Here is a 24,628-nt window from a genome sequence, read left to right as displayed (position 1 = left end):
CGCGGGATGTTCGAGACTTTCAAGCGGGGCGCCGGGGCTGTACCTCGGGGAAATCACGCCGACGGGGTGTCCGGCCCGTCTGTCTTTTCGGGCGCGCCGGAATCGGGTCCCGTGTCGGAATCGCCGGGCGTTCCCATCACACCCATGGGATCTCTTTCAACCAGATCGGCAACCGCATCGTAGGTTTGCGCGTTCATCCCCATTTGCTCGCCAAGCGCTGGATTTTGCCCTCCGATATCACGAAAAAACGTAGCGGCGTTGCGCAGCAAATTCGCCGCGATTTGAGCGTGTGTGGTCATGTATCATTCCTTACTCTGTAGCACGTCGCGTCACTGTGGGCGTGGCGAGGCCACCGCCCCGTTTCAGGCGCGCGGCAACCCTTCGGCGATCGGTTAGACGACGATATTGAGGTAATATCCCCGGGGCACGTCGCCGCGCAGGGGTTGACCGGACGACAAAATCCGGTCGAGCCGGGCCAGGGAAGCCGTATTTTGGGGCGTTTCCGGGGTGTGAAAAACCCTGGCGCGCGCACCAGCATCCCGGGCGAGTTGATAGCTTTCGGGTTGCGCCGAAGACCGTTGGACGCCGGGAACGGCGGCCCCTTTCGTTTGCCGAGGCGCACCGCCCAAACGGGCGTGCGCCCCCGGGCGTGCGCCTAGATTTTCGGAAACGGTCCGCTTGATGTCCATCATACCTCGAAGTGTGCCTTAAGAAAGTTAAACGTTTCTCAATGCGTCGTCGTCATTGCATCGCTGTTATTTTTCCGGGTGTTTATCGCGCGCCACGTCATTTTTTCACCAAGCGTCTCGTTTACATAGTTTCCCCACCGCCATAGCGCCACAAAAAATTCCATCCGGCGGTTCAATCCAGCGTGACGACATCCTTAGCGGTATACAGAACCGGACCGCCGCCCTCGCGAAAACGTTCCAGCGCCCAGGTGTTGGATGGAAACGCCAGCGCATCCCAGGGAATATCCGCCCAGGCGAACAACGCCACCTCCTGACTTTCAATCCCGGGGGCGAAGACCGGCTCACTCAATCGGGCGCGGTGGATGACATGGACTTGGCTGATATGGGGAATTTCGTATATGCCGACAAGACCATCCACCAGGATACGCGTACAGGCTTCTTCACGGACCTCGCGCACCGCCCCGTCCGTCGTGCTTTCGTTGAGTTCCATATACCCCGCGGGGATCGTCCAATAGCCGATCCTAGGCGCGATGGCGCGCCGGCAGAGGAGAATTTTTTCCTCCCAAACACACACCGCGCCAACGACAACCTTGGGGTTGGCATATTCGATATAGCCACAGTCGGGACAGACCAAGCGCGCACGGTTATCACCCTCGGGAATCGTTTCCACGAGAGGTCCGCCGCCCTCTCGCGCCCGAGGAGAAGGGGGCGAGTCAGGGGCCGTCTCGGCGTCGTGCTCGGGGCGATCCGTATTCATTTTCTCAGTTTGACCGTTGAGAGCGCCCTTAGGCAAGACTTTGTTCTTGGGGGCAAGACTTTGTTCTCGGGCGGCCAAAACCGCGTCCCCTAACCAAAAGGCGACGGCGAGACCAAAGGGCGACGACGCAATCGCCCCCCGCGGACGCAATCGGAAGAAGGCCTGACAATCGATACCTGATAACCGATACCTAATAACCGAGAAGAGAGGCGACCGGCGCGACAACGCGGGCCGCTACGGCCCGCGCCAAAAACTCCCGCCCGCGCCCGCAAATCCTGTGGAACCCACCAAAAACCTCTAGGGTCAGGACCTCGTCACCTGGAACGCCACGCGCGCGACACGGCCTGCTTAGGTCTAGGCCTTGATGTCCACCACATCTCCCCGGCTCGTATCGCGGGGGACGCTTTGCGTCGGGTCGGGCGCGCTGACCTTGGGGGTCTGTTTCGCCGCCTCATTGGCGGACTGCACGACCGCGGCGGCGGCGATGTGTTCCTGCTGGACGGTCTGGCTCAAAGTCGCCAGGGCCGCGCTGACATTCGACGCCGAACCTGCTCCTATTGCCGACATTATCCGTTTTCCTTATCCAAAATGCCCCACGCGGGCACGAAACCCCACCAAGGCACATATCAAAAAGGCATACACAAAATCTTCCCCATCTATCGAAACTTCATGCCAAAACCAATGGCATCGGACGGGTACATTTCACGATATAGGCGCCGCAAACGATATTTTCAAGATCGCCTGCGCAGCGCTTCCGGCGGGGACGACCCCTCGGTCCCTATATTACACCGCTCTCGCCACGCCGACTGTCATTGTAACACATCGCGAGGGCATATCGCAAACCGGCTCTTTATTGCCCTCCCCCTTGGCCGATGCGGACGTCGGATTTCGGCCCCTAGAAGGAACCGAAATCACTCCTGCAAGACGGCGACGCCGGGAAGGGTCTTCCCCTCCAACCATTCCAAAAATGCACCGCCCGCCGTCGAGACATATGAAAAATCATCGATCGCCCGGGCATGGGCCAGCGCCGAAACCGTATCCCCGCCACCGGCGACGGAAAGTAGCTTACCGGCCTTGGTCAGGCGGGCCGCCGCCTGGGCGACGGCATTGGTGCCGGCGTCGAACGGTTCGATTTCGAACGCGCCGAACGGGCCGTTCCAGACCAATGTCTTGCAACTTTCGAGCTTGGCTGCGATTTCCGCGACCGAGGCGGGGCCGATATCGAGGGCCATTTCGTCGCTGGCGACGCCGTCCAGGCCGACCACACGATTGGCCGCGCCGGCTTTGAATTCCTTGGCCACCACCAAATCAACCGGCAAGACCACCGCGCAGCCCGAGGCATTGGCGTCGGCGATAATCTTCAAGGCCGCGTCGGTCATCTCTTTTTCGCACAGGGAAACCCCTATATCGTACCCCTGGGCGAGCAAAAAGGTGTTCGCCATGCCGCCACCGATGATGATCATATCGACCTTCTTCGCCAGATTGCCGAGGACCTCCATCTTGGTCGATACCTTGGCCCCGCCGACCACGGCGGCGACCGGCTTTTGGGGATTTTCCAGAGCGCCGCCCAAGGCTTCCATCTCGCTTTGCATCAACCGTCCGGCGGCGGCGGGCAGAATACGCGCCAGCGCCTCGGTCGAGGCGTGGGCGCGGTGGGCGGTCGAGAACGCGTCGTTGACATAAATATCGCCCAATGCCGCCAGCGCCTTGGCGAAGCCGGCGTCATTTTCGGTTTCCTCGGCGTGGAAGCGTACATTTTCGAGCATCGCGACGTCGCCATCCTTCATCGCCGCGACCACCGCACGGGCGCCGTCACCGATGGCGTCTGGGGCGAAAGCGACCGGCACGCCCAGGACACGGGCGGTTTCCTCGGCCACCGGCTTTAGCGAAAGGTCGGAAACGATCCGCCCCTTAGGGCGACCAAAATGGGCGAGAACGATCACCCGAGCCCCGCGCGCGGTGAGGTCTCGGATCGTCGGAGCGGTCCTCTCGATGCGCGTGGCGTCGGAAACCCGACCATCTTGCATCGGCACGTTCAAATCGGCCCGCAGCAACACGCGTTTTCCCGCAACATCAAGATCGTCAATGGTTTTAAAGGTGCTCATCGTTTCCCCTTCGATCCTCCCCAACGGCCCTGGGCCGTTTGGCGATATTCCTGTGGCAATACCAAAGATATTGATTAAAGGTATTGCGTTTGCCGGCGTCACGGCGCAGGAAAAATCCCCTTGGCGCGATGACGGGCATACTTTCGTTGCGCGGCTTTATGCGCATTCGCGCCCGAAAAGGCAAGCCCAAGTATAAAATAATTGAAAAAAACATCTCCAGGACACGCGACCGGAACCCCTTGGGTTTTGATCACGCCGCGGGAAGATGCAGGCGCGCCGACAGGCCGCCAGCGGACGATCTCTCCAACTCCAATCGTCCGCCATACAGTTCGGCCATGTCGAGAACGATCGACAGCCCCAGGCCGCTACCCGGCTTGCTTTCGTCCAATCGGTGGCCGCGATCGAGCGCACGGGCGCGATATTCGGCGGGGATTCCCGGCCCATCGTCGTCCACCGAGATCACAAGGAGATCGCCATCCTTGCGGGCGCTGACCACCACCAGATGCTCCGCCCACTTGCAGGCGTTGTCCATCAAATTGCCGAGCATTTCTTCGAGATCCTGGCTCTCTCCTTGAAAGGACAGGCCGCCCATTTCCTCCACGGCAACGTCGATGTCGCGCCGCTCGTATATCCGCTTCAAGGTACGCGCCAGCCCTTGCGCCAAGCCTTCGATATCGGCGCGCGCGCCAGCGACGCCCCGCGACCCGGCGGCGCGCGCACGGGTCAGATGGCGGTCAATCAAGTCCGACATCAAGCTGGTTTGCAGCCAAATCGCATGGCGAGGTTCCTCCGGCAGGTGGTCGGCCTCGTTGGCCAGAACCGCCAACGGCGTTTTCAAGGCGTGCGCCAGATTGCCGGCCTGGGTGCGCGCCCGCTCGATCACCTTGGCGTTATGCGCCAACAGACCGTTCAAATCATCGACCAGAGGCTGCACCTCCATGGGAAAGCGTCCCTGCAAGCGGTCCGCCGCGCCACAGTGCACCGCCGCCAATTTTTGGCGCATCAAGTTGAGCGGACGCAGCCCGTAGCGCACCTGCAAGAACACGGCGACGATCAGGCCGAAACCGAGTAAAAGCAGGGCGGTCACGAGGGCTTCGGTAAACTCGCCGATCGCCTTGTCGATCACCTTTGTAGGGCCGGTCACATAAATCGTCACCTCGTGCGGGGCGCCGGGCAGACTAAACGTTTCGGCGACAAGGCGAACGTGCTTGTCGCGCAGTCCCGCAATAGTCACCCCGATGCGCTGCCCACGTGACGGCGGGGTCATCTCAGGCAGCACCTGATCCCACAACGAGCGGGACCGGTCGAGAATTCGACCGTTGGAAACCACCTCCCAATACCACCCCGACAGCGGCCGGTTGTATTCGGGGTCGGCGGGATGGCGGCGCATTTTTAGCCTGCCGTCCACAAAGTCGCTCAACGCCAGCAATTCCTCGATATGGGCGAAGAGGATGCGGTCGAAGGACTGTTCGACCTGGGTGCGCAACAGACCGACCAGTACCGTGCCCGAAAGCGCCAGCGTCAACGTTATCCAAAGACTGGCCCCCAGGATCAAGCGCAGACTTACCGACCGGTAAACCATGGCCTAGGCGCTTTCGCCGGGCGGCGACATCGAATATCCCCGCCCGCGATGGGTCTTGATCATCTCGGCGCCCAGTTTCTTGCGAAGTCGCGCGATAAAAACCTCTATCGTATTGGAATCACGGTCGAAGTCTTGATCGTAAACATGTTCGATGAGTTCCGTTTGCGAGAGCACACGGCCTTGGTGATGCATGAAATAGCTCAGAACCTTCAATTCATGCGCGGTCAGGGTGACGCCGGCGCCGCGGCTCGTTACCTTTCCGGTACGCGTGTCCAATTGCACCGACCCGCATTCCAGCATCGGATTGGCATGGCCCGCCGTGCGCCGGATCAGGGCGCGCAAGCGCGCCAGGAGTTCCTCCATGTGGAAGGGCTTGGTCAGATAATCGTCCGCTCCGGCGTCGAAGCCCGCCACTTTTTGGTTCCAGGTGTCCCGCGCGGTTAAAATCAGAACAGGAATGGCGACCCCCGACTGACGCCAATGGTCAAGCACCGTCAAACCGTCGATCTTGGGCAGACCAAGGTCGAGAACGATCGCGTCATAGGGTTCGGTTTCACCAAGAAACTGCCCTTCCTCGCCGTCCGGCGCCGGATCGACGGAGTAGCCGACCTCGGACAAGGCCCGGGAAATTTGCCGCAACAACCCCGGATCGTCTTCCACCACCAATACGCGCATGGTTATCCCTCACCCCTGAATTTCCGGCGCACCCGCCCCACGCGCCCGCGCGCCACACCGTCCGTCACTCTTTGTGCTCCTTGCCGTCTTTGTGCTCCTTGCCGTCATGCCCCTCGACGGACAAAAACTCCAGGGTTTTGGCGTTCATCTTAATCTTTAACACGTTACCTTCCTCCGTCAGCACCTTCAGCTCGTAAATGAACCCTTCGACGGTGGTCCCATACTCTTTTTTGTCTTTATCGCCGTTTTTGGCCTCGTTCTCCAGTTCGACTTCGATCACTTCGCCGGGATAGATTTTCCCCGCCTTGCTCAACGCCTCGGACAGCGGCGCCACCTCTCCGGCGATCATCGCCTTGCGCGCGCGCTCATGATCGCTAAGATCGTCCACGCCGTCGGCCCGCGCCGAAGACGGGACAAGGAATAGACCGACGGCGACAAGCAACACGGCGAAAGCGCCCTTAACCGGCCAACATCCATCATGACGCCGCGTCACCTGATCCACCACCATGTTATCGCCATCGCCCCGGCAAGAGCCAGCGCCGCCCGCCAAGACCCGACGTATCCCCCCGCGACATCGGGCGCGGACATGGTGTTTGTCTTAATTCCGCTAAACATGGCGCGAACCAAATTTTCCCCCGAAAGAAAGAAGTGCGCCAGCACCCCAAAGACGTGCACCCCCGCCAAAGCCAGCAACGCCGTCGTCAGACCTTCGTGCGCATACCCCAACGGCGCCAGGGGACCATGGGCGAAAGGCCCGACATAGCCGTCCTTGCTCATTGCCAGGCCCGAGACGACCGATACCGCCAGAAAAGCCAACAGCGTCAAGACCATCCATCCGCCCAGAGGATTGTGCCCAAGATAGCGCGGCGGGTTGAAGGAAAACAAGCGCACCGCATATGTGCGCACGACCGCCCAAGAGCGGACGAAGTCGCCAAAGCGCGAATGTTTCGAGCCGATCACACCCCACATCAAACGGAAAATCACCAGCACGAGAATGGCGATCCCGGCATCGACGTGCACCGACGTTAGCACGTGCTCTCCTTCACCTTCCGAGGTCGCCCACGCGACGCCGACCAAGATGACCACGGCCCAGTGAACCACCCGGGTTGGAAAATCCCAGACCTTAACGTCGGATGGCGGTGACGACGCCCCGCGCCCCGCGCCGCCCTTTTCATCCAAGGCCGGATTGCGACGCGAGGGCGCTTTTTCGTCGCTTCGAGTATCAGGACACATGCTGACTTTCCTTCTCGGCTTTTTAGCGCGCCAGTCCGACGGCACATGCGAAGTTATACTTAAAATAGGGTTTAAAATACGAATTTCATTTTGGAATAAAAATGTCACAATTAACATGAATGTCTCCTGAATGTGCGTTCCGGTCCCTTAAATTTCAAAATTCGCCCGCATATTCAGGTTGGGTTAAGCGCCTTTTGACCACAGTGCTGGACGTATAAGGGTCAAATCGGAACGCGCTTTGACGATCCCGTCGCTGAGGCGGCGTTCTTTTGCACCCAAAACCGGGACGCCAAAAAACGGCCCCCTCCGCAAACACGACGCATCCCTGAAGAGACAACGTCATGACGACACACCATCAGCGCCGTATCAAGGTATGGGATCTTCCCGTCCGGCTGTTCCATTGGACGCTGGTCGCCTCGGTCGCCATCGGTTTCATCACCGGCTATATCGCCCCGGAATGGTGGATGGGCGTGCACATCTGGGCCGGTTATATCACCGTGGTCCTGGTTGTGTTTCGCCTGGTCTGGGGGATTTACGGTTCCGAATTTTCACGCATCGAAACCTTTACCTTCTCGCCTCGGGAAATTTGGGCGCACATGCGCGAGCTGGTTTTCCTGCGCCCAAGCCATTACGTCGGGCACAATCCCAGTGGGGCGCTGATGGTGTTCACCCTGATCTTCATCCTGGCCGGCATTTCCCTGAGCGGCCTGACCCTTCTCGGCGGCGAGGAAAACCAAGGGGCGCTGGCGGGCGTCGTCGGCTATGGCGCGGGCGACATCGCGCGCACGGTTCATAACGTCCTGGTGTATACCCTGCTCGGCCTGGTGGTGCTTCATATCGCCGGGGTGGTGCTGGAAATCCGTCTCACCGGCGAAGATCTCGTACGCGCCATGATCACGGGCTGGAAGGCCCTACCCGCCGGGGTGATCCCACCCAAAGCCCGCGCCCCCCGTATCGGCGCCGCGGCGACGGTCCTGGGCGCCTTCGTCCTCGCCGGCGGCGGCGCGTTGTGGGGGCTATCGAAAATTCCGCCGTCGGGACTTTCAAAATTGGCCGCAAACAGCGCCTATCAGGGTAATTGCGCCGATTGTCATCAGCTTTACCACCCCAGCCTGCTGCCGGCGTCATCCTGGCGCGCTCTGATGGGCAACCTAGGCAACCATTTCGGCGAGGACGCCTCCCTCGCTCCTGCCGATCAGGTTGAAATTACACGCTACCTTAGCGCCAACAGCGCCGACGCCTGGGATACCGAGGCGGCCAACCGCTTCCGTAAGGTCAACCCCCGCCATCCTTGGCAAATTACCGCCACCCCATACTGGGTATGGAAACACAAAAATATCCCCCCCGCGGTTTTCGCCCGCAAGTCGATCGGCGCCAAAGGCCATTGCGCCGCCTGTCATCGCGATGACGCCAGCGGCCGTTTCGACGATCAAAAAATCAATATCCCCAAGGAGTAATATTTATGAAAAAAACCGCTTCCGTTTTCGTCGCCCTCGGCCTCGGCGTTTTCGCCATCGCCTCCACCGCCCAAACGGCCCACGCCGATCCCGCACGCGACGCCATTTTGGCTAAGTTGGCCGCCCAGGCGAAGGCCGAGAACCCGAATTTCTCCGCCTTCAGCGTCGAACGCGGAAAAACTTTGTTCTCCACGAAATTCACCACCGGAAAACCGGATACGCCGAGTTGCAGCACGTGCCATACCATGGACCCGCGCGCCCAGGGCAAGACCCGCGCCGGAAAGGTGATCGAACCGATGGCCGTCTCGCGCACCCCGGCGCGTTTCACCAAGCCGAAGAAAGTCGCCAAGTGGTTCCGCCGGAATTGCAAAAGCGTTATCGGTCGGGCCTGCACGGCGACCGAAAAGGGCGATTACATCACCTTCATGAATAGCCTGTGACGCGCACCCACCCCCACCTGAACGTCCGCACTAAAACGCCCGCCCCGCAGAATTACGGGGCGGGCGTTTTGATGCGTCACACGCGGACGGACATCACAAGCTCACGGGAGAAGCACACGGGCACGGGGACAAGCGCACGGGCGTCAGGGCTTGCCCTGCAGGACCGCAATCTTGGCCCGGGCCTCCTTCGCCTTGTCCTTCTCGCCGAGGACATCATAGGCGCGCGCCAGACGCCGCCAACCCTGAAGATCGTTCGGGTTGGCCTTTAACTGCTGCGCCAATTTATCGACCATCGAGCGAATGAACGCCTGGCGCTGCTCGGGCGTCATACTCTGCGCCGCCTGCATTTGCTCGCGGGTCGGCCCCGGCGGCGGGGCGACCCGACTCTGCCCGCCACCTTGATTTTGCGCGCCGCTTTTTTGCAGCGCGGCGATCCTTTCACGGGCCTGCTTCGCCTTGTCCTTCTCACCAAGAACGTCGTAAGCGCGCGCCAGGCGCCGCCAGCCCTGAAGATCGTTTGGGTTGGCCTTTAACTGCTGCGCCAATTTATCGACCATCGAGCGAATGAACGCCTGACGCTGCTCGGGCGTCATGTTCTGCGCTGCCTGCATTTGTTCCCGGGTCGGCCCCGAAGCGCCGGAGGACGCACCCCCCGATGCCCCACCCGATGCGAAGGGCGGCAGTTTCGGTTGGCTAAGCGCCAGAATTTCCGGGGGCGGGGCGACGCCCAGTTCCTTCGACGCCTGGCCGATTAGAGACGCCAACTGCGGCAACCACCGGGCGTCCGGGGGCGACCGCTTGACCAGCGCCATCCAGGTGTCGATCGCCGCCTTGAGACGACCCTGTTGGGCGTCGGCCATACCAAGGTAAAAATACGGCCTGGGGTCGTTGGCGTCGCGCACGAGAATTTCCTGAAATACCGTTTGCGCCTCTTTCGGAATCGGCCCGTTTCCCGCCAGCGCCAAAGCCTCGCCATAGGCCGCCAAGGCCTCTGTTCCGCGGTTGGTCAGCTTAACCAGCCGTCGATACATTTTGACCGCTTTTTCATATTCGCCGAGGGCGACATAGGCCTGCCCCAACAGAGCGACGCCCTTTTGGTCGTTGGGCCGGCGCTGCACCTTTTCTTCGAGCTGGACCACCATGCTTCGAAGTTGATCGAGTCGGTTGGCCTGCTGAAACGCAGGGTCGTGGCGTCCGGCGTAAGGCAGATCGTGCAGCGTCGGCTTACCCAGGTCGAGGTACAACGCCGCCGCGCCCAAAGGCACGACGACGACGACAACCGCCGTCAGCACCCGATGGGCCTTTTGCGACAGCGGGCGGCCTTTGGACGCCCCGGCGCCCGCATCCGCGCCCAGCATGCGTCGCTCGATTTCCACGCGCGCCGCCTCGGCCTGATCGGCGTTGAGCACACCGCGATCGAGATCGCGATCGACTTCCGTCAATTGGTCCTTATAGATAGCAACGTCATATTCCTTGCGGGAATACCCGTCCTTGGCGCGGCGCAATACCGATACCGCCAAAATTCCCACCGTCATAAACACCAAAATTGGAGCTGAAATCATCAGCATATTCATGCGTTATCGCCCTTCAAGAGACTCTCTAATTGTTTTTTTTCGGCGGCGCTTAACGGCGGTTCAGCCATCCCCTTGCCCTCGCCGTCGCCGTCGCCGTCGCCGCTGTCCCGAACGATACGGCGGCGATAGAAAAGGAAAAGCACGCCAAGACCGATCAACCCGATAAAGGCCGGCCCAAACCACAAAACATACGTCGCCGGTTTGAGGGGCGGATCAAGCAGGACGAAATCGCCATAGCGCCCGACCATGTAATCGATTACCTGCTGATTGCTGTCACCCGCCGTTATCCGCTTGCGCACCAACACCCGCATGTCGTGGGCGAGGTCGGCGTCGGAATCGTCGATCGACTGGTTCTGGCAGACCACGCAGCGTAGTTGCTTATCGACCACGCGGGCGCGGTGTTCGAGCACCGGATTGGCCAGCATTTCGCTAGGTTCGACGGCGAGGGCGCGCGACGCGCCGAAGACCGCCGCCGCGCCGATCAGCAAAAGGAAAAAACGTCTCATTGTTTTTGCAACTCCCTAATCAGGGGAAGCATGGTCCGGTCCCACGCTTCGGGAGTGATCGGACCGATCTGCTTATAACGAATGACCCCTTTTTTATCGACGATAAAGCTTTCCGGCGCGCCGGTAACGCCAAAAGCGATGGCCACCGCGCTGTCCGGATCGTCGCCGACACGTGTGTACGGATTACCCAGCCGGGCGAGCCAGGCCGGACCATCGACCCGATTAACCTCTCGCCAATCAATGCCATAGATCGGGACGGCGCCCTGGCTTTTGATCTGCACCAAGAAGGGATGCTCGGCCCGGCACGCGATACACCACGAACCGAAGACGTTGACCAGCGTGACCTGCCCGATCAAGTCCCGGTTGGCGAACCCCTTGAACGGTCCTTGGATCGCAGGCAAATCGAAAGGCGGAACTTCTCTGTTGATCAGGACCGAAGGCAGTATTTTCGGGTCCTTCGTTAAACCAACGGCAAAATAGACCACGAGGACGGCAAATATCCCGAGGGGAACAAGAAATACCAAACGACGCATGACTTCCGATTTCTCCGCGGGGACCGAACCCCCGTTGTTTTTTCCTTGGAATTGCCCACCAGAACGACCGGAGGGACCGCCTCGCCCCTTATTCGGCCGGCGCGCCCGCCGCGCCGGAGGGGGCCTTGGTCCGGCTTTTCGTCGGCGCGCCGATACGATGACGGCGATCGGTCAGACTTACCAAACCACCCAACATCAACAACAGAACGCCGCCCCAGATCCACGTCACCAGGGGGTTGTCGTAAATCCGCACGACATATCCGCCGCCCGCGTCCTTATCGCCCAGGGCGACGTAAAGATCGCGCCACACGGTTGGATAAATCGCCGCTTCCGTCGTTGGACGATGCTGCACCGGATAAATCCGGTTCTGCGGATGCATCACCGTGACGGCCTTGCCGTTCCGCGAGACATCCAAGGTTCCCGTCGTCGAGAAATAGTTCGGCCCACGTCCCTCGCGCACCCCCTTGAAGGTGTAATCGAAGCCGGAAACGTGAACGGTTTGACCGATTTTCATCACTTGAATGCTCTCGGTGCGCCAAATCGTCGAACCGATCATCCCAACCATGGCGACGCCCAATCCGATATGCGCGATCCACATTCCCCAATTGGCGCGGGGAAGATGAGCCAGACGGCGCAGGCTTTCGCCCAACGACGTCTTGAACAGTTTGATGCGAACGGCCCCGTCGCTCAGGGTGGCGATGATCAACCACGCCGCGACCCCCATGCCGAGGGCGGCGAAAATAGTCTGGCTGGAATGGATATACCAGCCGATGAGGCTCACCGCGGCGGCGCCGAACAGGGCGATTCGCAAGCGCGTCAGGGCGCTTTTCAGATCGCCGCGCTTCCACGCCATGAACGGTCCCACCGCCATCACGATCAACACCGGCATCATCAGCGGGATAAACACCGCGTTGAAAAACGGCGGCCCGACCGACACCTTGTCGCCGCCGATGGCGTCGAGGAACAGCGGATACAGCGTGCCCAGAAGCACCGCCGCCGCCGCCGTCGTCATCCCAAGATTATTGAGCAATAAGGAGCCTTCGCGCGAGATCGGCCGAAATAGGCCGCCCGCTTTCAGCTGCGGTCCGCGCAAGGCGAACAGCGTGAACGAACCGCCGATCACGATAATCAGCAAAACCAGGATGAACACCCCGCGCCTGGGGTCGGTGGCGAAGGAATGCACCGACGTCAGCACCCCGGAGCGGACGATGAAGGTGCCCAGCAGGGAAAACGAAAAGGCCAGGATCGAGAGGAAGATCGTCCACCCCTTAAGGGCGTTGCGCTTTTCCACCACGATCGAGGAATGCAAAAGCGCGGTGCCCACCAACCACGGCATGAACGAGGCGTTTTCCACCGGATCCCAGAACCACCATCCGCCCCAGCCCAGCTCGTAATACGCCCACCACGACCCCAGGCCGATCCCGACGGTCAGAAATGTCCACGCCGCCAGCGTCCACGGGCGCACCCAGCGCGCCCAGGCGGCGTCCACCCGGCCCTCGATCAGGGCGGCGATGGCGAACGAAAAGGCGATCGAAAAGCCGACATAGCCGAGATAGAGAAACGGCGGATGAAACGCCAGACCGGGGTCCTGCAACAGGGGATTGAGGCCCTGGCCGTTCGCCGGGGCGGGGAAAATGCGCACGAACGGGTTCGACGTGAACAAAATGAACAGATAAAAGCCGACCGCGATCAGCGCCTGGATGGCGAGCACCCGGGCGCGCAACGCGGGCGGCAAATTACGCCCGAACACCGCCACCGCGATACCGTAAAGCGCCAAAATCAGCACCCATAACAGCATCGAGCCTTCATGATTTCCCCACACGCCGGAAATCTTGTACAACATCGGCTTGTCGGAATGCGAATTGTTGACCACGTTAAGGACTGAAAAATCGGACGTCGCATGGGCGTAGGTCAGCGCCGCGAAGGCGATCGCCACGAGGGCGAACTGTAGCGCCGCGGCGGACCGCGACGCCGCCATCAACGCACCGTCGCCGCGTTGCGCGCCCCATAAGGGAACGGTGGCCTGAAACAACGCCACCATCAGGGCCAAAATCAAGGCGAAATGGCCGGTTTCGACGATCATCACGTATCTCCCTCTTCACGCAGCGGCGTTTTTATTGAGCCCCTTGGTGGGCCTGTTTTTTCATTTCGGTAGACATTTCTTTCCACTTCCCGGATTTTCTCAGGGCGTCGGCGACTTCCGGCGGCATGTATTTTTCGTCATGCTTTGCAAGCACTTCGTCGGCGATTAAAACGCCATTGACCATATGCCCCTCGGTCACCACGCCCTGGCCTTCACGGAACAGGTCGGGCAGCAACCCCTTGAAGGTTACCGGCACCGAATTGGCCAAATCCGTCACCCGGAATTTCACCACCGCACTCCCCGGCGTCTTAACGACGCTCCCCTTTTCGACCAGACCGCCCAATCGGATACGACGGTCGGACGGCGGTTTTTTCGTCACCACATCGGTCGGGCTATGGAAAAAAACAATATTCTGACGATACGCCGACAGAGCCAGCCCCACGGCGAGGCCCAGCAGCCCCATGCCGATCAGGACGAACGTCAGGCGTTTATGCTTGCGCTTCATCTCAAGCGTGCTCCTTCGGGGCGCGACCCGCCGGCGGCGTGGCGGGCGCATCGCGCGGCGACCTGCGTGGCGCGCCTTGCAGCTCCTTCAATTCAGACTCGTTCTTTTTCATCGCGCGCCAGCTGACAAACCCCATCACGACCAAGACTACAGCCGTAAGAATAAAAGATGGCCAAACAAAGGCGGCGTACCCGCCCATAGCGAAAAATTGAGACATGCGAAACTTCCTCGTGCCCTGTTCAGCCGTGCGATTGTATACGCTTCATGCGCAAAATACGGATTTTATTGGCCATCAGTTCGGCGCGCATGCGCAACAACAAAACCCAAACATAATAGGCCGTAAACGCCGCCCCCATGACCAACAGGGGCCACAACATCGACCAGGCGATCGTCGGCCCGCCCATGCGAAAGACACTGGCCGGTTGATGCAGCGTGTTCCACCAATCGACGGAAAACTTGATGATCGGCACGTTGACGAAACCGACGAGGGCCAAAATCGCCGACGCCTTCTCCCCCCGGGCGCGGTCATCGAAGGCCCCTGCCAGCGCCATATATCCCAGATAGAGGAAGAACAAAATCAGCATCGACGTCAGGCGGGCGTCCCAGACCCACCATGTCCCCCACATCGGCTTGCCCCAAAGCGAGCCCGTGACCAGACTCAAAAACGTGAACGCCGCGCCGATCGGCGCCGTCGCGCGGGCGGCGACGTCGGCCAGCGGATGCTTCCAGATCAGCGCCACCCCCGAGGCGATCGCCAGCGAGGTATAACAAAACAACCCCATCCACGCCGAAGGCACATGGACATACATGATCCGCACGCTTTCACCCTGCTGATAATCGGGTGGGGCGATGAAAAACGCACCGTACAGACCGACGGTCATCAAGATCGCGGTCAACGCCGCCGACCAGGGCAAAATCACGTCGCTCAGACGCAGAAAGCGGGTAGGATTGGCAAACCGGTGCATGGGATCACTTTCATCTTTTAACGCACACGAGGGCATCTTTTAACGCACACGAGGGACATATCCGGCGCCCCTCCTCTTCATTGTAGGCCGTCTCGTTTCATACCGTAAGACGGCTCTGCCGGAAAATGTGTTTCCCCGGACGGTCGATCACGACAACAAATGACGGTCGATCACGACGGCAAATGACGGTCGGTCACGACAGCATATCAAGTCTTCGCGTCGCCGCCTTGACCAAAGTCCAACGGCGCGCCTTCATCGCCCCTTATTCCATCGCCTGGCGCAAGGCGGCGGCGGCGGCCCAGGGACACAACGCCAACGCCCCCAACAACAAGGCGCCCAGAACATAAAGCTGGGCGGAGAAGGGGAATCCGGCGATCGCACTGTCCACCGCGGAAACGCCGAATATCAACAACGGCACATAGAGCGGGAGAATCAGCAGCGACAACAAGACCCCGCCCCGGCGCGAACCCAAGATTAAAGCCGCCCCCACCGAGCCTATCAACGACAGGCTCGGGGTGCCGATCGACAGCGCCACCACCAATATCCAAAATCCATCGCCGTTCATATGCAAAAGCACCGCCAACACCGGCGCGGCGACAATCAGGGGCACCCCCGTGGTCAACCAGTGCGCGGTGATTTTCGCCAGTACCGTGACCTCCAAAACCCCCGGAGAAAGCGCCAGCAGTTCCAGCGATCCGTCCTCATAATCGGCCAGGAACAGGCGTTCCAAGGAAAGCATCGCCGACAGCAACGCCGCCACCCAGATCACGCCGGCGGCGATGCGCGCCAGAATATTCGGCTCGGGGCCGACGCCGAAGGGAAACAGCACCACGGCGAGAACGAAAAAGGTGACGACCATGAAGCTGTCGATGCCCTGACGGAACGATAGCCTGAGGTCTCGGCGCACCACGAGCATAAAACCGTTCATTGCGCGAGGTCCTCGTACGAAACGCCATCGTACCCATCGACATACGGGCCGAGATTGGCGCAGTAGTCGCCGACATCCAGCACCTCACCCCGCGCCAGGGCGATATCGCTGTGGGTCGAGACCACCACCATCCCCCCCGCGGCGCGGTGCTGCTCGATCGCCGCCTCGAGGCGCGCGATCGACGCCTTGTCGAGCGCCGTCGTCGGTTCGTCCAGAAGCCACAGCGGCGCGGGCGCGGCGATGATCCGCGCCAAGTTGACCCGACGCTTTTGACCGGCCGACAAAAATCGGCCCGGGGCGTCAACCAGATGGGCGATATCCATGACCGCCAACGCGCGCGCGAAATCGTCCGCCCCGCCGCCGCGCAGGCCCGCCCAAAAAAGAATGTTTTCGGCCACGCTCAACACCGGTTTCACGGCGTCGTGATGGCCGACGTAATGGAAGCGGGCGTTATGGGCGTCGGGTTCCTCGCGAATATCCTCGCCATCCCACGCCAACACGCCCGCATGGGGGCGCAACAATCCCGCCATCATGCGCAGAAGGCTCGATTTTCCCGATCCGTTAGGGCCGATCAAAACCAGGGCGCCCCCCGAATTCAGGGAAAAATTCAGGGCGTGGAACACGTGATTTTCGCCGCGCACGCAATCTAGGCTTTCAGCGCTAAAACAGGCCATCCATCTCCCCACACGAAAAAAAGACGCCGGACAATATCATAAAACGAAAAAAAGGCGATAGCCACGCACCGGCAAGACGCATTTGGGATCGAGATGGGACGACCCGGCCGCAAGAAAACGTCGAAGGTAACGAAACCGCGCCCCGAAAACGGCGACGGCTGGATCAGGGGAAATCCAGCCGTCAGGGTCGGCATCGCTGCCGTTTCCAGGGGCCAAAGAGGGAGGGAACTCTTTGGCAAGGTCTCAGGGGAGCCTATGAATAGGATTTAGACGCCCAAATGTGGCGACTTTATGCTCAGAACGGGACAATCTCGTGATCATTTGTTTTTGTCCCGATAACCGCCGGACGAACGGCGAAAAACGGGCGGACATACAGGAACAATGTTCACACTTCACTTGTCGCGCCCCGGACGCTATTGTTGCGCCGCGAAAGGCCGCCGCGTCCCCTCCAAAAGCCCCGAGAACCACGGTGCGCGGCCTTTAACACATTAATCTTCCGGATGCAGGGGGCCGCAAAACGCCGATCGCCCTGCGCCAACACATTTTAGTTTTAACGCTTTTTCCCGTGCGCGCAGCACCGATAACGACGCACGAGGACATCGAGGAGACCCTTCATGGCCGGCAGCGATACCCTGAAAACACGACGCACCCTTGATGTGGGCGGCGCCTCTTACGCCTATTACAGTCTGGCCGCCGCCGAAGAGCAGGGCCTGGGCGATGTCTCACGCCTGCCGTTCTCGATGAAGGTCCTGCTCGAAAACATGCTGCGTTTCGAAGATGGCCGCACGGTCGGCGTCGATGACGTCAAGGCGGTCGCCGGATGGACCCAAACGCGCCGCGCCGGAAAGGAAATCGCCTACCGCCCGGCCCGTGTTTTAATGCAGGATTTCACCGGCGTGCCCGCCGTCGTCGATTTGGCCGCGATGCGCGACGCGATGACCAAAGTCGGCGGCGACGCCCAAAAAATCAACCCGCTGTCGCCCGTCGATCTGGTGATCGACCATTCCGTCACCATCGATTTCGCCGGCTCCGCCGACGCGCGCGCCAAAAACGAGGCGCTTGAATTTCAGCGCAATCAGGAACGCTATGAATTCCTGAAATGGGGCGCGAAATCGTTCGCCAACTTCCGCGTCGTGCCGCCGGGAACCGGAATTTGTCATCAGGTCAACATCGAAAACCTGGCCCAGGTGGTCTGGAGCGACGACACGGATAGCATCCCCGTCGCCTATCCCGACACCCTGGTCGGCACCGACAGCCACACCACCATGGTCAACGGCTTGGGGGTCTTGGGCTGGGGCGTCGGCGGGATCGAGGCCGAGGCGGCGATGCTCGGTCAGCCGATTTCGATGCTGATCCCCGAGGTCGTCGGCTTTAATTTGACCGGCGAAATGGCCGAGGGCGTCACCGCCACCGATTTGGTCTTGCGCATCGTCCAAATGCTGCGCGAAAAAGGCGTGGTCGGAAAATTCGTCGAATTTTACGGTCCCGCCCTCGACCACCTCAGCCTGCCCGACCGCGCCACCATCGCCAACATGGCCCCCGAATACGGCGCCACCTGCGGCATTTTCCCGATCGACGCGGAGACCCTGCGCTACTTGAAATTCACCGCGCGCGACGCCGAACGCATCGCCCTGGTGGAGGCCTACGCCAAGACCCAGGGGATGTGGCGCGACGCCACCACCCCCGATCCCGTGTTCACCGACACGCTGACGCTGGATATTTCCACCGTCACGCCGGCCCTCGCCGGACCGAAGCGCCCTCAAGACCGAATCGCGTTGAGCGCCGCCGGGGCGTCCTTTAAAGGAACGCTGAAGGATCTGTCCGGCGAAGATGCGCCGCGCGTCGCCACCGTGACCGACAAAACGTTCGATCTGCGCGACGGCGACGTCGTCATCGCGGCGATCACCTCGTGCACCAACACCTCCAACCCCAGCGTGTTGATCGCCGCCGGGCTTCTGGCGCAAAAGGCGGTCGCCAAGGGCCTGCAGGCCAAACCTTGGGTAAAGACGTCGCTCGCGCCGGGTTCGCAAGTCGTCGCCGACTATCTTCAAAGCGCGGGTTTGCAAGCGCCGCTCGACACCCTTGGGTTCAACATCGTCGGCTTCGGTTGCACCACGTGCATCGGCAACTCCGGTCCGCTCGACCCCGCCATCGTCGATGCCGTGAACGGCAAGGATCTGGTCGCCACCGCGGTGCTGTCGGGCAACCGCAACTTCGAAGGGCGGATCAGCCCTTACGTCAAGGCCAACTACCTGGCCTCGCCGCCGCTGGTCGTCGCCTACGCCTTGGCCGGGTCGATGACGCGCGATATCACCACCGAGCCGCTCGGCAAGGACACCGACGGCAACCCGGTGTTCTTGAAGGACGTCTGGCCCACCAATGGCGAAATACAGGCCGCCATCCGCCAGGCTCTGACGCCGGAAATGTTCCGCGAACGCTACGCCAACGTCTTCGAAGGTCCCCAGGCATGGCGCGACATCCAGACCGCCGCCGGGCAGACCTTCGACTGGAAAGACGGCTCGACCTACGTCGCCAACCCACCCTATTTTCAGGGCATGGCCGCCGATCCCGCCCCGATTGAGGACATCACGGGGGCGAAACTGCTCGCCCTGCTCGGCGATTCGGTGACTACCGATCACATTTCGCCTGCCGGCGCGATCAAGAAGGACAGCCCCGCCGGCGCCTATCTTCTGGAACATCAGGTCCGACCCGAGGACTTCAACTCTTACGGCTCGCGTCGGGGGAACCACGAAGTGATGATGCGCGGCACCTTCGCCAATATCCGCATCAAAAACGAAATGGCCCCCGGCACCGAAGGCGGCGTGACGCTGCTCGATGGCGTGCAGACCTCAATCTACGAGGCGGCGATGGCCCATCAGGACGCCGGCACGCCGCTGATCGTCGTGGCGGGTAAGGAATATGGCACCGGCTCATCGCGCGACTGGGCGGCCAAGGGCACCCGACTGCTCGGCGTGAAGGCGGTGTTGGTGGAAAGCTTCGAGCGCATCCACCGCTCCAACCTGGTCGGCATGGGCGTTTTGCCGTTGCGCTTCAAGGATGGGCAAAACCGCAAATCCTTGGGGCTACGCGGAGATGAAACTTTCGACATCACCGGCATCGGCGGCGCGATCACGCCGGGCCAAGATGTCGCCGTGCGCATCACCCGCGCCGACGGCACGGTGCAGGAGATCGCCGTGACCTGTCGCATCGACACCCTGGACGAGGTCGAATACTACCGTCACGGCGGCATTTTGCAGTACGTTCTGCGCAATCTGAACAAGGCTTAAAAAGCCTTCTCATGGCGGGCCCCGCCTATGGCGGACATCGTCGCCCGACATCCTCGACTCTCGTCGTATCCACCACCCCGGACCATATCCTGGTCCGGGGTTTTTCATACCCCGACGCGCCCCCAAAAAGCGGCATTTCCAAGCGGGTTCCCGCCGCTTTCGGGTTTGATGACGAGCAGGGGCGTCGCTATCGCCCCTTGAAAATCCAAAACAGAGACCCGATGTCTATCCCACGGCTTCGCCGCCGCGCCCGTTCTTGTGCGCGGGGAGGAAAACACGGACAAGAAAATACAAGCAAGATGGGGGGACGTCGCCAAAAGACATTCGTCACGTAAGTTTCACATCACCGCCATCGCTTTGCCGTAAATATCGGTTGTTATGAGACCGTTATAGGACGGCCCACCAATTCAATCGCACAAAAAGTATGGAGACAACCATGACGCCGCGCAAAGTAGAACGCCCGGAAACACGGCCCACCACCACACGGCAGACGCGGTTCGTCGGACTCGAACCGTCATTGGATGAGGTGCTGGGCGACCCGATCACCCACAAGCTGATGGCCAGCGACGGCGTCGATCTCTCCGAATTGACGGGTCTGATCGCCCAAAGCCGCCGCAATTTGCGGGTCGGGCTCTAGTGGATCGACTCCGACGTTTCGCTCCCGCGAACCATCGGGCCGACCACTATCTATCTTTTTGTTGCAGTTTGATTTCTTCACACATTTGTGTCCAATTGCATCGGACTCAAATGTTAAACTCAAACCACTAGGGTCAGGACCTAGTCACCCGGAACGCCCTCAACCGAACAACGCCAATAGGGCCATCGCAAACAGAACGGCGAACGCCGCACGGCGAAAGACGGTTTCGGACGCGATCGAAAACATGTGCGATCCCATCCACACGGCGACGGTATACAACGGCACGAGAACGGCGCAACGCAGCAGAAGGTGCGCCGTCAAAACCCCCTCCCACCAAAAAATCAGGCTCATCAGGACCGTCGTCACGGCGAAAACCGTCGTGATCGACGCCCGCGCGATCATCTTGTTTTGTGGACCCGACAGGTAAAACAGGATAATCGGCGGGCCGCCGACCCCGGTCGCCCCCGACAATACGCCCGACAAAGCCCCCGCGCCGACCGCCATGCTTCGGCTGGGGGTGACCGAAAAACGCACCCCAAACGATAGGATAAAGGCCGAAAACATGACGACGACGCCAATCGCACGGCGCATTATAGCGGGATCGGCGTTGAGCAACACCCAGGCCCCAACCGGCAACCCTAGGCAGGCCATCGCGCCCAACGGCAACACCGTGCGCCATTCGACGTGGGAAACCAGGCGCGGCATCAATTGGATCGTCGCCACGATTTCGATCAACACCAAGGTGGCGACCGCCACCGGCGGCGTGTAAATCAGGCTAAGGGCGGGCACGATCACCATACCGGCGCCGAAGCCGGTAAATCCGCGCAGCACGCCGGCGCCGAAAACCGCCAACGCCGAAAACCCAAAGGCCGGATCAAACGTCGCCCACATCGCAAACCCCAAAGAAAAAGCCCCGCGCATCCCCCATGGATGCGCGGGGCCGAGAAAGATATACGGCGCGCGGGCGCGCCCGGTCAAGAACGGTTTCGCCGCGCCCGACCGGGCGCGTCCATCAAACGCCGAGCGCCATCATCGCACTCAGTCGCCGGGCGAAAGCCTGGGGATCGTCGGGAATTTCGCCCTCGGCGATTTTCGCCTGATCGAACAGAAGATGAGCCGCGTCGTCCAGCGTCGCGTCTTTCTCCGCTTTTTCCGCTTCTTCCGTATCCTGCGCGGCGGCGTTTTCCGCCCGCGACGCCAGTTTTTCGATCAAGGGATGCTTGGGATTAATTTCGAGGATCTTCCCGCTCATACCGCCGGTCATCTGGCCGTGGCGTTTCAACATCCGCTCCAGGTTGACATCCATCGCCCCCTCGTCGGCAACCAGACAAACGGCGCTGTCGGTCAAGCGTTTGGAGACGCGCACGTCGCTAACCGCATCGCCCAGAACCGCCTTGACGGCGACGATCAGGCGGTCCATCCCGGGCGCTGTTCCGGCGTCGTCCTGAGAACCGTCGTCCTTTCCGTCCGCGCCCTTAACCTTATCCAGGTCCGCCGCGCCCTTGGTAATCGACTTGAAATCCTTGTCCTTGAATTTTCCTACCGCAGAAACCCAAAAATCGTCGATCGGATCGGACAGCAACAAAACCTCGACACCCTTGGCGCGGTAGCCTTCCAGGTGTGGACTTTTGGCCAACTGTTCCGGGTTTTCACCGGTGATGTAGTAAATCGCGTCCTGACCTTCCTTCATGCGCTGGACGTAATCTTCCAAGGACACCCATGCGTCGCCCGCCGTGCTCTTGAAACGGCTGAGGGCAAGAAGCTCGTCTCGCCGGGCATAGTCTTCGTACAAGCCTTCCTTGAGGACGGCGCCAAAATTTTTCCAGAAATCGGCGTAATCCTGAGGCGTCTTCTCGGCTTTTTTCTTCAATTCGCCGAGAACGCGCTTGACCAGACCGCTAGAAATTTTCGCCAGCTTGGGATCGTTCTGCAGTATTTCGCGCGAAATGTTCAAAGACAGGTCTTCCGAATCGACCACCCCGCGCAAGAACCGAAGCCAACTGGGCACCAACCCCTCACAGTCTTCGGTAATAAACACCCGGTTGACGTAAAGCTTAAGGTGCCCTTTGCGTTCCGGTTGAAACAAGTCAAACGGCGGCGTCGAAGGAATGAACAGCAAATTGGTGTAACTAAGCACGCCTTCGACCCGGTTGTGCAAGGTCAGCCAGGGATCGTCGAAGCTATGGGAAGAATGATGGTAGAACTCCTTATATTGCTCCTCGGTGATCTCGCTTTTCGGGCGCGTCCAAAGGGCGGAAGCGGCGTTCAGGGGCGCGCTCTCGTCGCCGTCGCCGTCGCCGTCGCCTTTCGCATCTTTCACTTCCTCAAGGACGATGGGAAAGCCGATGTGGTCCGAATACGTCTTGACGATATGTTTGAGTCGCTCTTTCTCAAGGAATTCCTTGGCGTCCTTCTTCATGTGCAAGGTCACCGTGGTTCCCCGCGCGCCCCGCGCGCCGTCGGAAATTTCAAACGCGCCCTTGCCGTCGGATGTCCATACCCAGGCCTCGGCTTCGCCCGCCTTGCGGGTCAGCACCTCGACCTTGTCCGCCACCATGAAGGCGGAATAAAAACCGACGCCGAACTGGCCGATCAACGGCAAATCCTTCTTGGCGTCCCCCGACAAGGCGTCCACGAACGCGCCCGTGCCCGAACGGGCAATGGTGCCCAGGGTGTCGATCAGATCCTGACGGTTCATGCCGATGCCGTTATCCGAAACCGACAGGGTCTTGGCCTTGGCGTCCACCGCAAGCGCGATGCGAAAATCACCGCTCGCCCCGTCGTCGATAAGCTCCGGTTTGGTCAGCGCCGCGTAGCGTAGCTTGTCGCAGGCGTCCGAGGCGTTGGAAATCAACTCGCGCAGGAAAATTTCCTTATGGCTATATAAAGATCCCGCAACGATATCGAGAAGCCGGCTGACTTCGGTCTGAAAGGTAAAGGTTTGCGTCGTCATGGCGATACGTCACTCACTTCATAGTCAAAATTAGGGGTCATCGTCAGAAACTAAGGGTCATCGTCAAAATTACAGTTCATAATCACGCCGCGCCGCCCGACGACGGAGCGCGGGCCTTGCGCGCACGACAGATATGTCTTGTTTGCCAAGCGGATGCAACCCCTTCACGTAGACTCCCCGTCCGTTTTTCTTCACGCCCACGGGCTTGACCGCCTCCCCGTTCGAGACCATCTAAAACTAGGGTCAGAACCTCTTCATCTGATGCATCCGGCGGAGATGAATTTAAGTGCGGGTTAGGCGGAGAACCCGCCGCAATGGCTCTCATTGCAAGTTGCAAGGGTTTTCCAACGACATCCGCGCTTAAATTCATCCCGTCCCGCAGGGATTTGTGAAAAATGCCCCAGGAACGTCGTCGAAGACTTTTGAAAGTGAACGGCACTTCCGGCAAGTCTTCTCCTCGGCTTGTGACATTTTTCACAAACCAGATGCACCAGATGAAGAGGTCCTGACCGGAGGGAGGACTCGCCTTTGACATTCACCCCGCCGATCCCCGCCCCGCCGCGTCGTCCGCGTTTCACGCGGCGCGAAAGGGAACCGGAAGAGTGGGTGCGCACCTCCCGGTTTTTCAACCCCGGTTGGAGACTTTCATGAAAGATCTCAAACAAATTCCCGTCCAGGTCAGATTCCTCAATTGCGATCATTCCGACGCCCTTCAGGTCGATATTGAGGCGCGCGCCCAAAAGCTGCATGTCTATCACGAACGGATCACCCAGTGTCGGGTCACCGTCGCCCTGCCCCACAAGCACCACACCAAGGGCGCGCTGTTTGAAGTCGGCGTCGATCTCGTCATCCCGGGAACCGATCCGATCATTTTTCACGATCCCGGCGCGAACCCCGCCCACACCGACCCCTATCTCGCCGTACGCGACGCGTTCAGCGCCGTCGAGCGCCAGTTAAAGAGCCGCACTGAAAAGCGCCGGACCAAGGAACGCCAGAACCCGCCGGAGGAAATCGGCCTTTAAAGTCGCCCCCTTAATCTTTAGGA

Annotated in this window: 25 protein-coding genes; 5 read left to right on the top strand and 20 right to left on the bottom strand. The window is 60.4% G+C overall.

Going from position 1 to position 24,628, the window contains the following annotated elements; translation table 11 throughout:
* Positions 1–53: 53 nt before the first annotated feature.
* The 9 genes from P3M64_RS11370 to P3M64_RS11330 all read right to left on the bottom strand — a co-directional run bounded on the left by P3M64_RS11370 (position 54) and on the right by P3M64_RS11330 (position 7,041).
* Positions 54–299: a hypothetical protein gene (locus tag P3M64_RS11370; protein ID WP_132938593.1), complete on the bottom strand. Its 246-nt coding sequence runs from the start codon at positions 297–299 to the stop codon at positions 54–56.
* A 93-nt stretch (positions 300–392) separates the two neighbouring features.
* Positions 393–692 carry a hypothetical protein gene (locus P3M64_RS11365; protein WP_132938594.1) on the bottom strand — a complete coding sequence of 100 codons (300 nt, stop codon included), beginning with the start codon at positions 690–692 and terminating at the stop codon, positions 393–395.
* A 169-nt stretch (positions 693–861) separates the two neighbouring features.
* Positions 862–1,446, bottom strand: coding sequence for an NUDIX hydrolase (locus P3M64_RS11360; protein ID WP_132938595.1), 585 nt, complete (start codon positions 1,444–1,446; stop codon positions 862–864).
* Between the two features lie 354 nt (positions 1,447–1,800).
* Entirely contained in the window at positions 1,801–2,013 is a 213-nt protein-coding gene (locus tag P3M64_RS11355; RefSeq protein WP_132938596.1) for a hypothetical protein, read from the bottom strand.
* Between the two features lie 344 nt (positions 2,014–2,357).
* Positions 2,358–3,551: a phosphoglycerate kinase gene (locus P3M64_RS11350; RefSeq protein WP_132938597.1), complete on the bottom strand. Its 1,194-nt coding sequence runs from the start codon at positions 3,549–3,551 to the stop codon at positions 2,358–2,360.
* 250 nt (positions 3,552–3,801) lie between these two features.
* Positions 3,802–5,133, bottom strand: a complete 1,332-nt coding sequence (locus P3M64_RS11345) for a sensor histidine kinase (protein WP_132938598.1) — start codon at positions 5,131–5,133, stop codon at positions 3,802–3,804.
* 3 nt (positions 5,134–5,136) lie between these two features.
* Positions 5,137–5,808, bottom strand: a complete 672-nt coding sequence (locus tag P3M64_RS11340; protein ID WP_132938599.1) for a response regulator transcription factor — start codon at positions 5,806–5,808, stop codon at positions 5,137–5,139.
* A 64-nt stretch (positions 5,809–5,872) separates the two neighbouring features.
* On the bottom strand, positions 5,873–6,316 hold the full coding sequence (locus tag P3M64_RS11335; protein WP_132938600.1) for a PepSY domain-containing protein: 444 nt from the start codon (positions 6,314–6,316) through the stop codon (positions 5,873–5,875).
* Positions 6,298–7,041, bottom strand: coding sequence for a cytochrome b/b6 domain-containing protein (locus P3M64_RS11330; RefSeq protein ID WP_165886265.1), 744 nt, complete (start codon positions 7,039–7,041; stop codon positions 6,298–6,300). Before P3M64_RS11330 ends, P3M64_RS11335 begins: the two co-directional genes overlap by 19 nt.
* A gap of 341 nt (positions 7,042–7,382) precedes the next feature.
* Between P3M64_RS11330 and P3M64_RS11325 the strand changes: the two genes are divergently transcribed.
* Together P3M64_RS11325 and P3M64_RS11320 are read left to right on the top strand one after the other, a co-directional pair.
* On the top strand, positions 7,383–8,498 hold the full coding sequence (locus P3M64_RS11325) for a cytochrome b/b6 domain-containing protein (RefSeq protein WP_132938602.1): 1,116 nt from the start codon (positions 7,383–7,385) through the stop codon (positions 8,496–8,498).
* 5 nt (positions 8,499–8,503) lie between these two features.
* Complete coding sequence (locus tag P3M64_RS11320) at positions 8,504–8,938, top strand: DUF1924 domain-containing protein (RefSeq protein WP_132938603.1); 435 nt, start codon at positions 8,504–8,506, stop codon at positions 8,936–8,938.
* A gap of 143 nt (positions 8,939–9,081) precedes the next feature.
* Here P3M64_RS11320 and ccmI read toward each other — a convergent pair whose 3' ends face one another.
* From ccmI to ccmA, 9 genes are all read right to left on the bottom strand, one after another.
* Entirely contained in the window at positions 9,082–10,512 is a 1,431-nt protein-coding gene (gene ccmI / locus P3M64_RS11315) for a c-type cytochrome biogenesis protein CcmI (RefSeq protein ID WP_132938604.1), read from the bottom strand.
* Positions 10,509–11,018 carry a cytochrome c-type biogenesis protein gene (locus tag P3M64_RS11310; protein ID WP_132938605.1) on the bottom strand — a complete coding sequence of 170 codons (510 nt, stop codon included), beginning with the start codon at positions 11,016–11,018 and terminating at the stop codon, positions 10,509–10,511. The genes ccmI and P3M64_RS11310 overlap by 4 nt, the downstream gene beginning before the upstream one ends.
* Positions 11,015–11,551 (bottom strand): DsbE family thiol:disulfide interchange protein, encoded by a 537-nt coding sequence (locus tag P3M64_RS11305; RefSeq protein WP_132938606.1) that lies wholly within the window; start codon positions 11,549–11,551, stop codon positions 11,015–11,017. The genes P3M64_RS11310 and P3M64_RS11305 overlap by 4 nt, the downstream gene beginning before the upstream one ends.
* An 88-nt stretch (positions 11,552–11,639) precedes the next feature.
* On the bottom strand, positions 11,640–13,634 hold the full coding sequence (locus tag P3M64_RS11300) for a heme lyase CcmF/NrfE family subunit (RefSeq protein ID WP_132938607.1): 1,995 nt from the start codon (positions 13,632–13,634) through the stop codon (positions 11,640–11,642).
* A 31-nt stretch (positions 13,635–13,665) separates the two neighbouring features.
* The gene (gene ccmE / locus P3M64_RS11295) at positions 13,666–14,139 is read right to left on the bottom strand and encodes a cytochrome c maturation protein CcmE (protein ID WP_132938608.1); all 474 of its coding nucleotides are present in this window, start codon (positions 14,137–14,139) and stop codon (positions 13,666–13,668) included.
* 1 nt (position 14,140) lies between these two features.
* Positions 14,141–14,338 (bottom strand): heme exporter protein CcmD, encoded by a 198-nt coding sequence (ccmD, locus tag P3M64_RS14435; RefSeq protein WP_407702174.1) that lies wholly within the window; start codon positions 14,336–14,338, stop codon positions 14,141–14,143.
* 40 nt (positions 14,339–14,378) lie between these two features.
* Entirely contained in the window at positions 14,379–15,104 is a 726-nt protein-coding gene (locus P3M64_RS11290; RefSeq protein ID WP_132938610.1) for a heme ABC transporter permease, read from the bottom strand.
* 262 nt (positions 15,105–15,366) lie between these two features.
* Complete coding sequence (ccmB, locus tag P3M64_RS11285; protein WP_132938611.1) at positions 15,367–16,032, bottom strand: heme exporter protein CcmB; 666 nt, start codon at positions 16,030–16,032, stop codon at positions 15,367–15,369.
* Positions 16,029–16,706, bottom strand: coding sequence for a heme ABC exporter ATP-binding protein CcmA (gene ccmA / locus P3M64_RS11280; protein WP_132938612.1), 678 nt, complete (start codon positions 16,704–16,706; stop codon positions 16,029–16,031). Before ccmA ends, ccmB begins: the two co-directional genes overlap by 4 nt.
* 614 nt (positions 16,707–17,320) lie before the next feature.
* Between ccmA and acnA the strand changes: the two genes are divergently transcribed.
* Both acnA and P3M64_RS11270 read left to right on the top strand, forming a co-directional pair.
* Entirely contained in the window at positions 17,321–19,993 is a 2,673-nt protein-coding gene (gene acnA, locus P3M64_RS11275; protein ID WP_132938613.1) for an aconitate hydratase AcnA, read from the top strand.
* A gap of 436 nt (positions 19,994–20,429) precedes the next feature.
* Positions 20,430–20,630, top strand: coding sequence for a hypothetical protein (locus P3M64_RS11270; protein WP_132938614.1), 201 nt, complete (start codon positions 20,430–20,432; stop codon positions 20,628–20,630).
* A 159-nt stretch (positions 20,631–20,789) separates the two neighbouring features.
* Here the strand turns inward: P3M64_RS11270 and P3M64_RS11265 are convergent, their stop codons facing one another.
* Together P3M64_RS11265 and htpG are read right to left on the bottom strand one after the other, a co-directional pair.
* Positions 20,790–21,521: a sulfite exporter TauE/SafE family protein gene (locus P3M64_RS11265; protein ID WP_165886266.1), complete on the bottom strand. Its 732-nt coding sequence runs from the start codon at positions 21,519–21,521 to the stop codon at positions 20,790–20,792.
* A 121-nt stretch (positions 21,522–21,642) separates the two neighbouring features.
* On the bottom strand, positions 21,643–23,583 hold the full coding sequence (gene htpG, locus P3M64_RS11260; RefSeq protein ID WP_132938616.1) for a molecular chaperone HtpG: 1,941 nt from the start codon (positions 23,581–23,583) through the stop codon (positions 21,643–21,645).
* 647 nt (positions 23,584–24,230) lie between these two features.
* On the opposite strand from htpG, the gene P3M64_RS11255 reads away from it, so the two are divergent.
* Entirely contained in the window at positions 24,231–24,605 is a 375-nt protein-coding gene (locus P3M64_RS11255; RefSeq protein ID WP_132938617.1) for an HPF/RaiA family ribosome-associated protein, read from the top strand.
* Positions 24,606–24,628 lie beyond the last annotated feature (23 nt).

Origin of the sequence: Varunaivibrio sulfuroxidans (genome assembly GCF_029318635.1) — a bacterium.
GTDB classification, from domain to species: Bacteria; Pseudomonadota; Alphaproteobacteria; order Rhodospirillales; family Magnetovibrionaceae; genus Varunaivibrio; species Varunaivibrio sulfuroxidans.
This window is presented reverse-complemented; position numbering and strand designations above follow the sequence as displayed.

Coding starts and splice junctions, on each gene's coding strand:
- P3M64_RS11370 (WP_132938593.1), bottom strand. CDS start 299: ATGACCACACACGCTCAAATCGCGGCGAATTTGCTGCGCAACGCCGCT.
- P3M64_RS11365 (WP_132938594.1), bottom strand. CDS start 692: ATGATGGACATCAAGCGGACCGTTTCCGAAAATCTAGGCGCACGCCCG.
- P3M64_RS11360 (WP_132938595.1), bottom strand. CDS start 1,446: ATGAATACGGATCGCCCCGAGCACGACGCCGAGACGGCCCCTGACTCG.
- P3M64_RS11355 (WP_132938596.1), bottom strand. CDS start 2,013: ATGTCGGCAATAGGAGCAGGTTCGGCGTCGAATGTCAGCGCGGCCCTG.
- P3M64_RS11350 (WP_132938597.1), bottom strand. CDS start 3,551: ATGAGCACCTTTAAAACCATTGACGATCTTGATGTTGCGGGAAAACGC.
- P3M64_RS11345 (WP_132938598.1), bottom strand. CDS start 5,133: ATGGTTTACCGGTCGGTAAGTCTGCGCTTGATCCTGGGGGCCAGTCTT.
- P3M64_RS11340 (WP_132938599.1), bottom strand. CDS start 5,808: ATGCGCGTATTGGTGGTGGAAGACGATCCGGGGTTGTTGCGGCAAATT.
- P3M64_RS11335 (WP_132938600.1), bottom strand. CDS start 6,316: ATGGTGGTGGATCAGGTGACGCGGCGTCATGATGGATGTTGGCCGGTT.
- P3M64_RS11330 (WP_165886265.1), bottom strand. CDS start 7,041: ATGTGTCCTGATACTCGAAGCGACGAAAAAGCGCCCTCGCGTCGCAAT.
- P3M64_RS11325 (WP_132938602.1), top strand. CDS start 7,383: ATGACGACACACCATCAGCGCCGTATCAAGGTATGGGATCTTCCCGTC.
- P3M64_RS11320 (WP_132938603.1), top strand. CDS start 8,504: ATGAAAAAAACCGCTTCCGTTTTCGTCGCCCTCGGCCTCGGCGTTTTC.
- ccmI (WP_132938604.1), bottom strand. CDS start 10,512: ATGAATATGCTGATGATTTCAGCTCCAATTTTGGTGTTTATGACGGTG.
- P3M64_RS11310 (WP_132938605.1), bottom strand. CDS start 11,018: ATGAGACGTTTTTTCCTTTTGCTGATCGGCGCGGCGGCGGTCTTCGGC.
- P3M64_RS11305 (WP_132938606.1), bottom strand. CDS start 11,551: ATGCGTCGTTTGGTATTTCTTGTTCCCCTCGGGATATTTGCCGTCCTC.
- P3M64_RS11300 (WP_132938607.1), bottom strand. CDS start 13,634: ATGATCGTCGAAACCGGCCATTTCGCCTTGATTTTGGCCCTGATGGTG.
- ccmE (WP_132938608.1), bottom strand. CDS start 14,139: ATGAAGCGCAAGCATAAACGCCTGACGTTCGTCCTGATCGGCATGGGG.
- ccmD (WP_407702174.1), bottom strand. CDS start 14,338: ATGGGCGGGTACGCCGCCTTTGTTTGGCCATCTTTTATTCTTACGGCT.
- P3M64_RS11290 (WP_132938610.1), bottom strand. CDS start 15,104: ATGCACCGGTTTGCCAATCCTACCCGCTTTCTGCGTCTGAGCGACGTG.
- ccmB (WP_132938611.1), bottom strand. CDS start 16,032: ATGAACGGTTTTATGCTCGTGGTGCGCCGAGACCTCAGGCTATCGTTC.
- ccmA (WP_132938612.1), bottom strand. CDS start 16,706: ATGGCCTGTTTTAGCGCTGAAAGCCTAGATTGCGTGCGCGGCGAAAAT.
- acnA (WP_132938613.1), top strand. CDS start 17,321: ATGGCCGGCAGCGATACCCTGAAAACACGACGCACCCTTGATGTGGGC.
- P3M64_RS11270 (WP_132938614.1), top strand. CDS start 20,430: ATGACGCCGCGCAAAGTAGAACGCCCGGAAACACGGCCCACCACCACA.
- P3M64_RS11265 (WP_165886266.1), bottom strand. CDS start 21,521: ATGTGGGCGACGTTTGATCCGGCCTTTGGGTTTTCGGCGTTGGCGGTT.
- htpG (WP_132938616.1), bottom strand. CDS start 23,583: ATGACGACGCAAACCTTTACCTTTCAGACCGAAGTCAGCCGGCTTCTC.
- P3M64_RS11255 (WP_132938617.1), top strand. CDS start 24,231: ATGAAAGATCTCAAACAAATTCCCGTCCAGGTCAGATTCCTCAATTGC.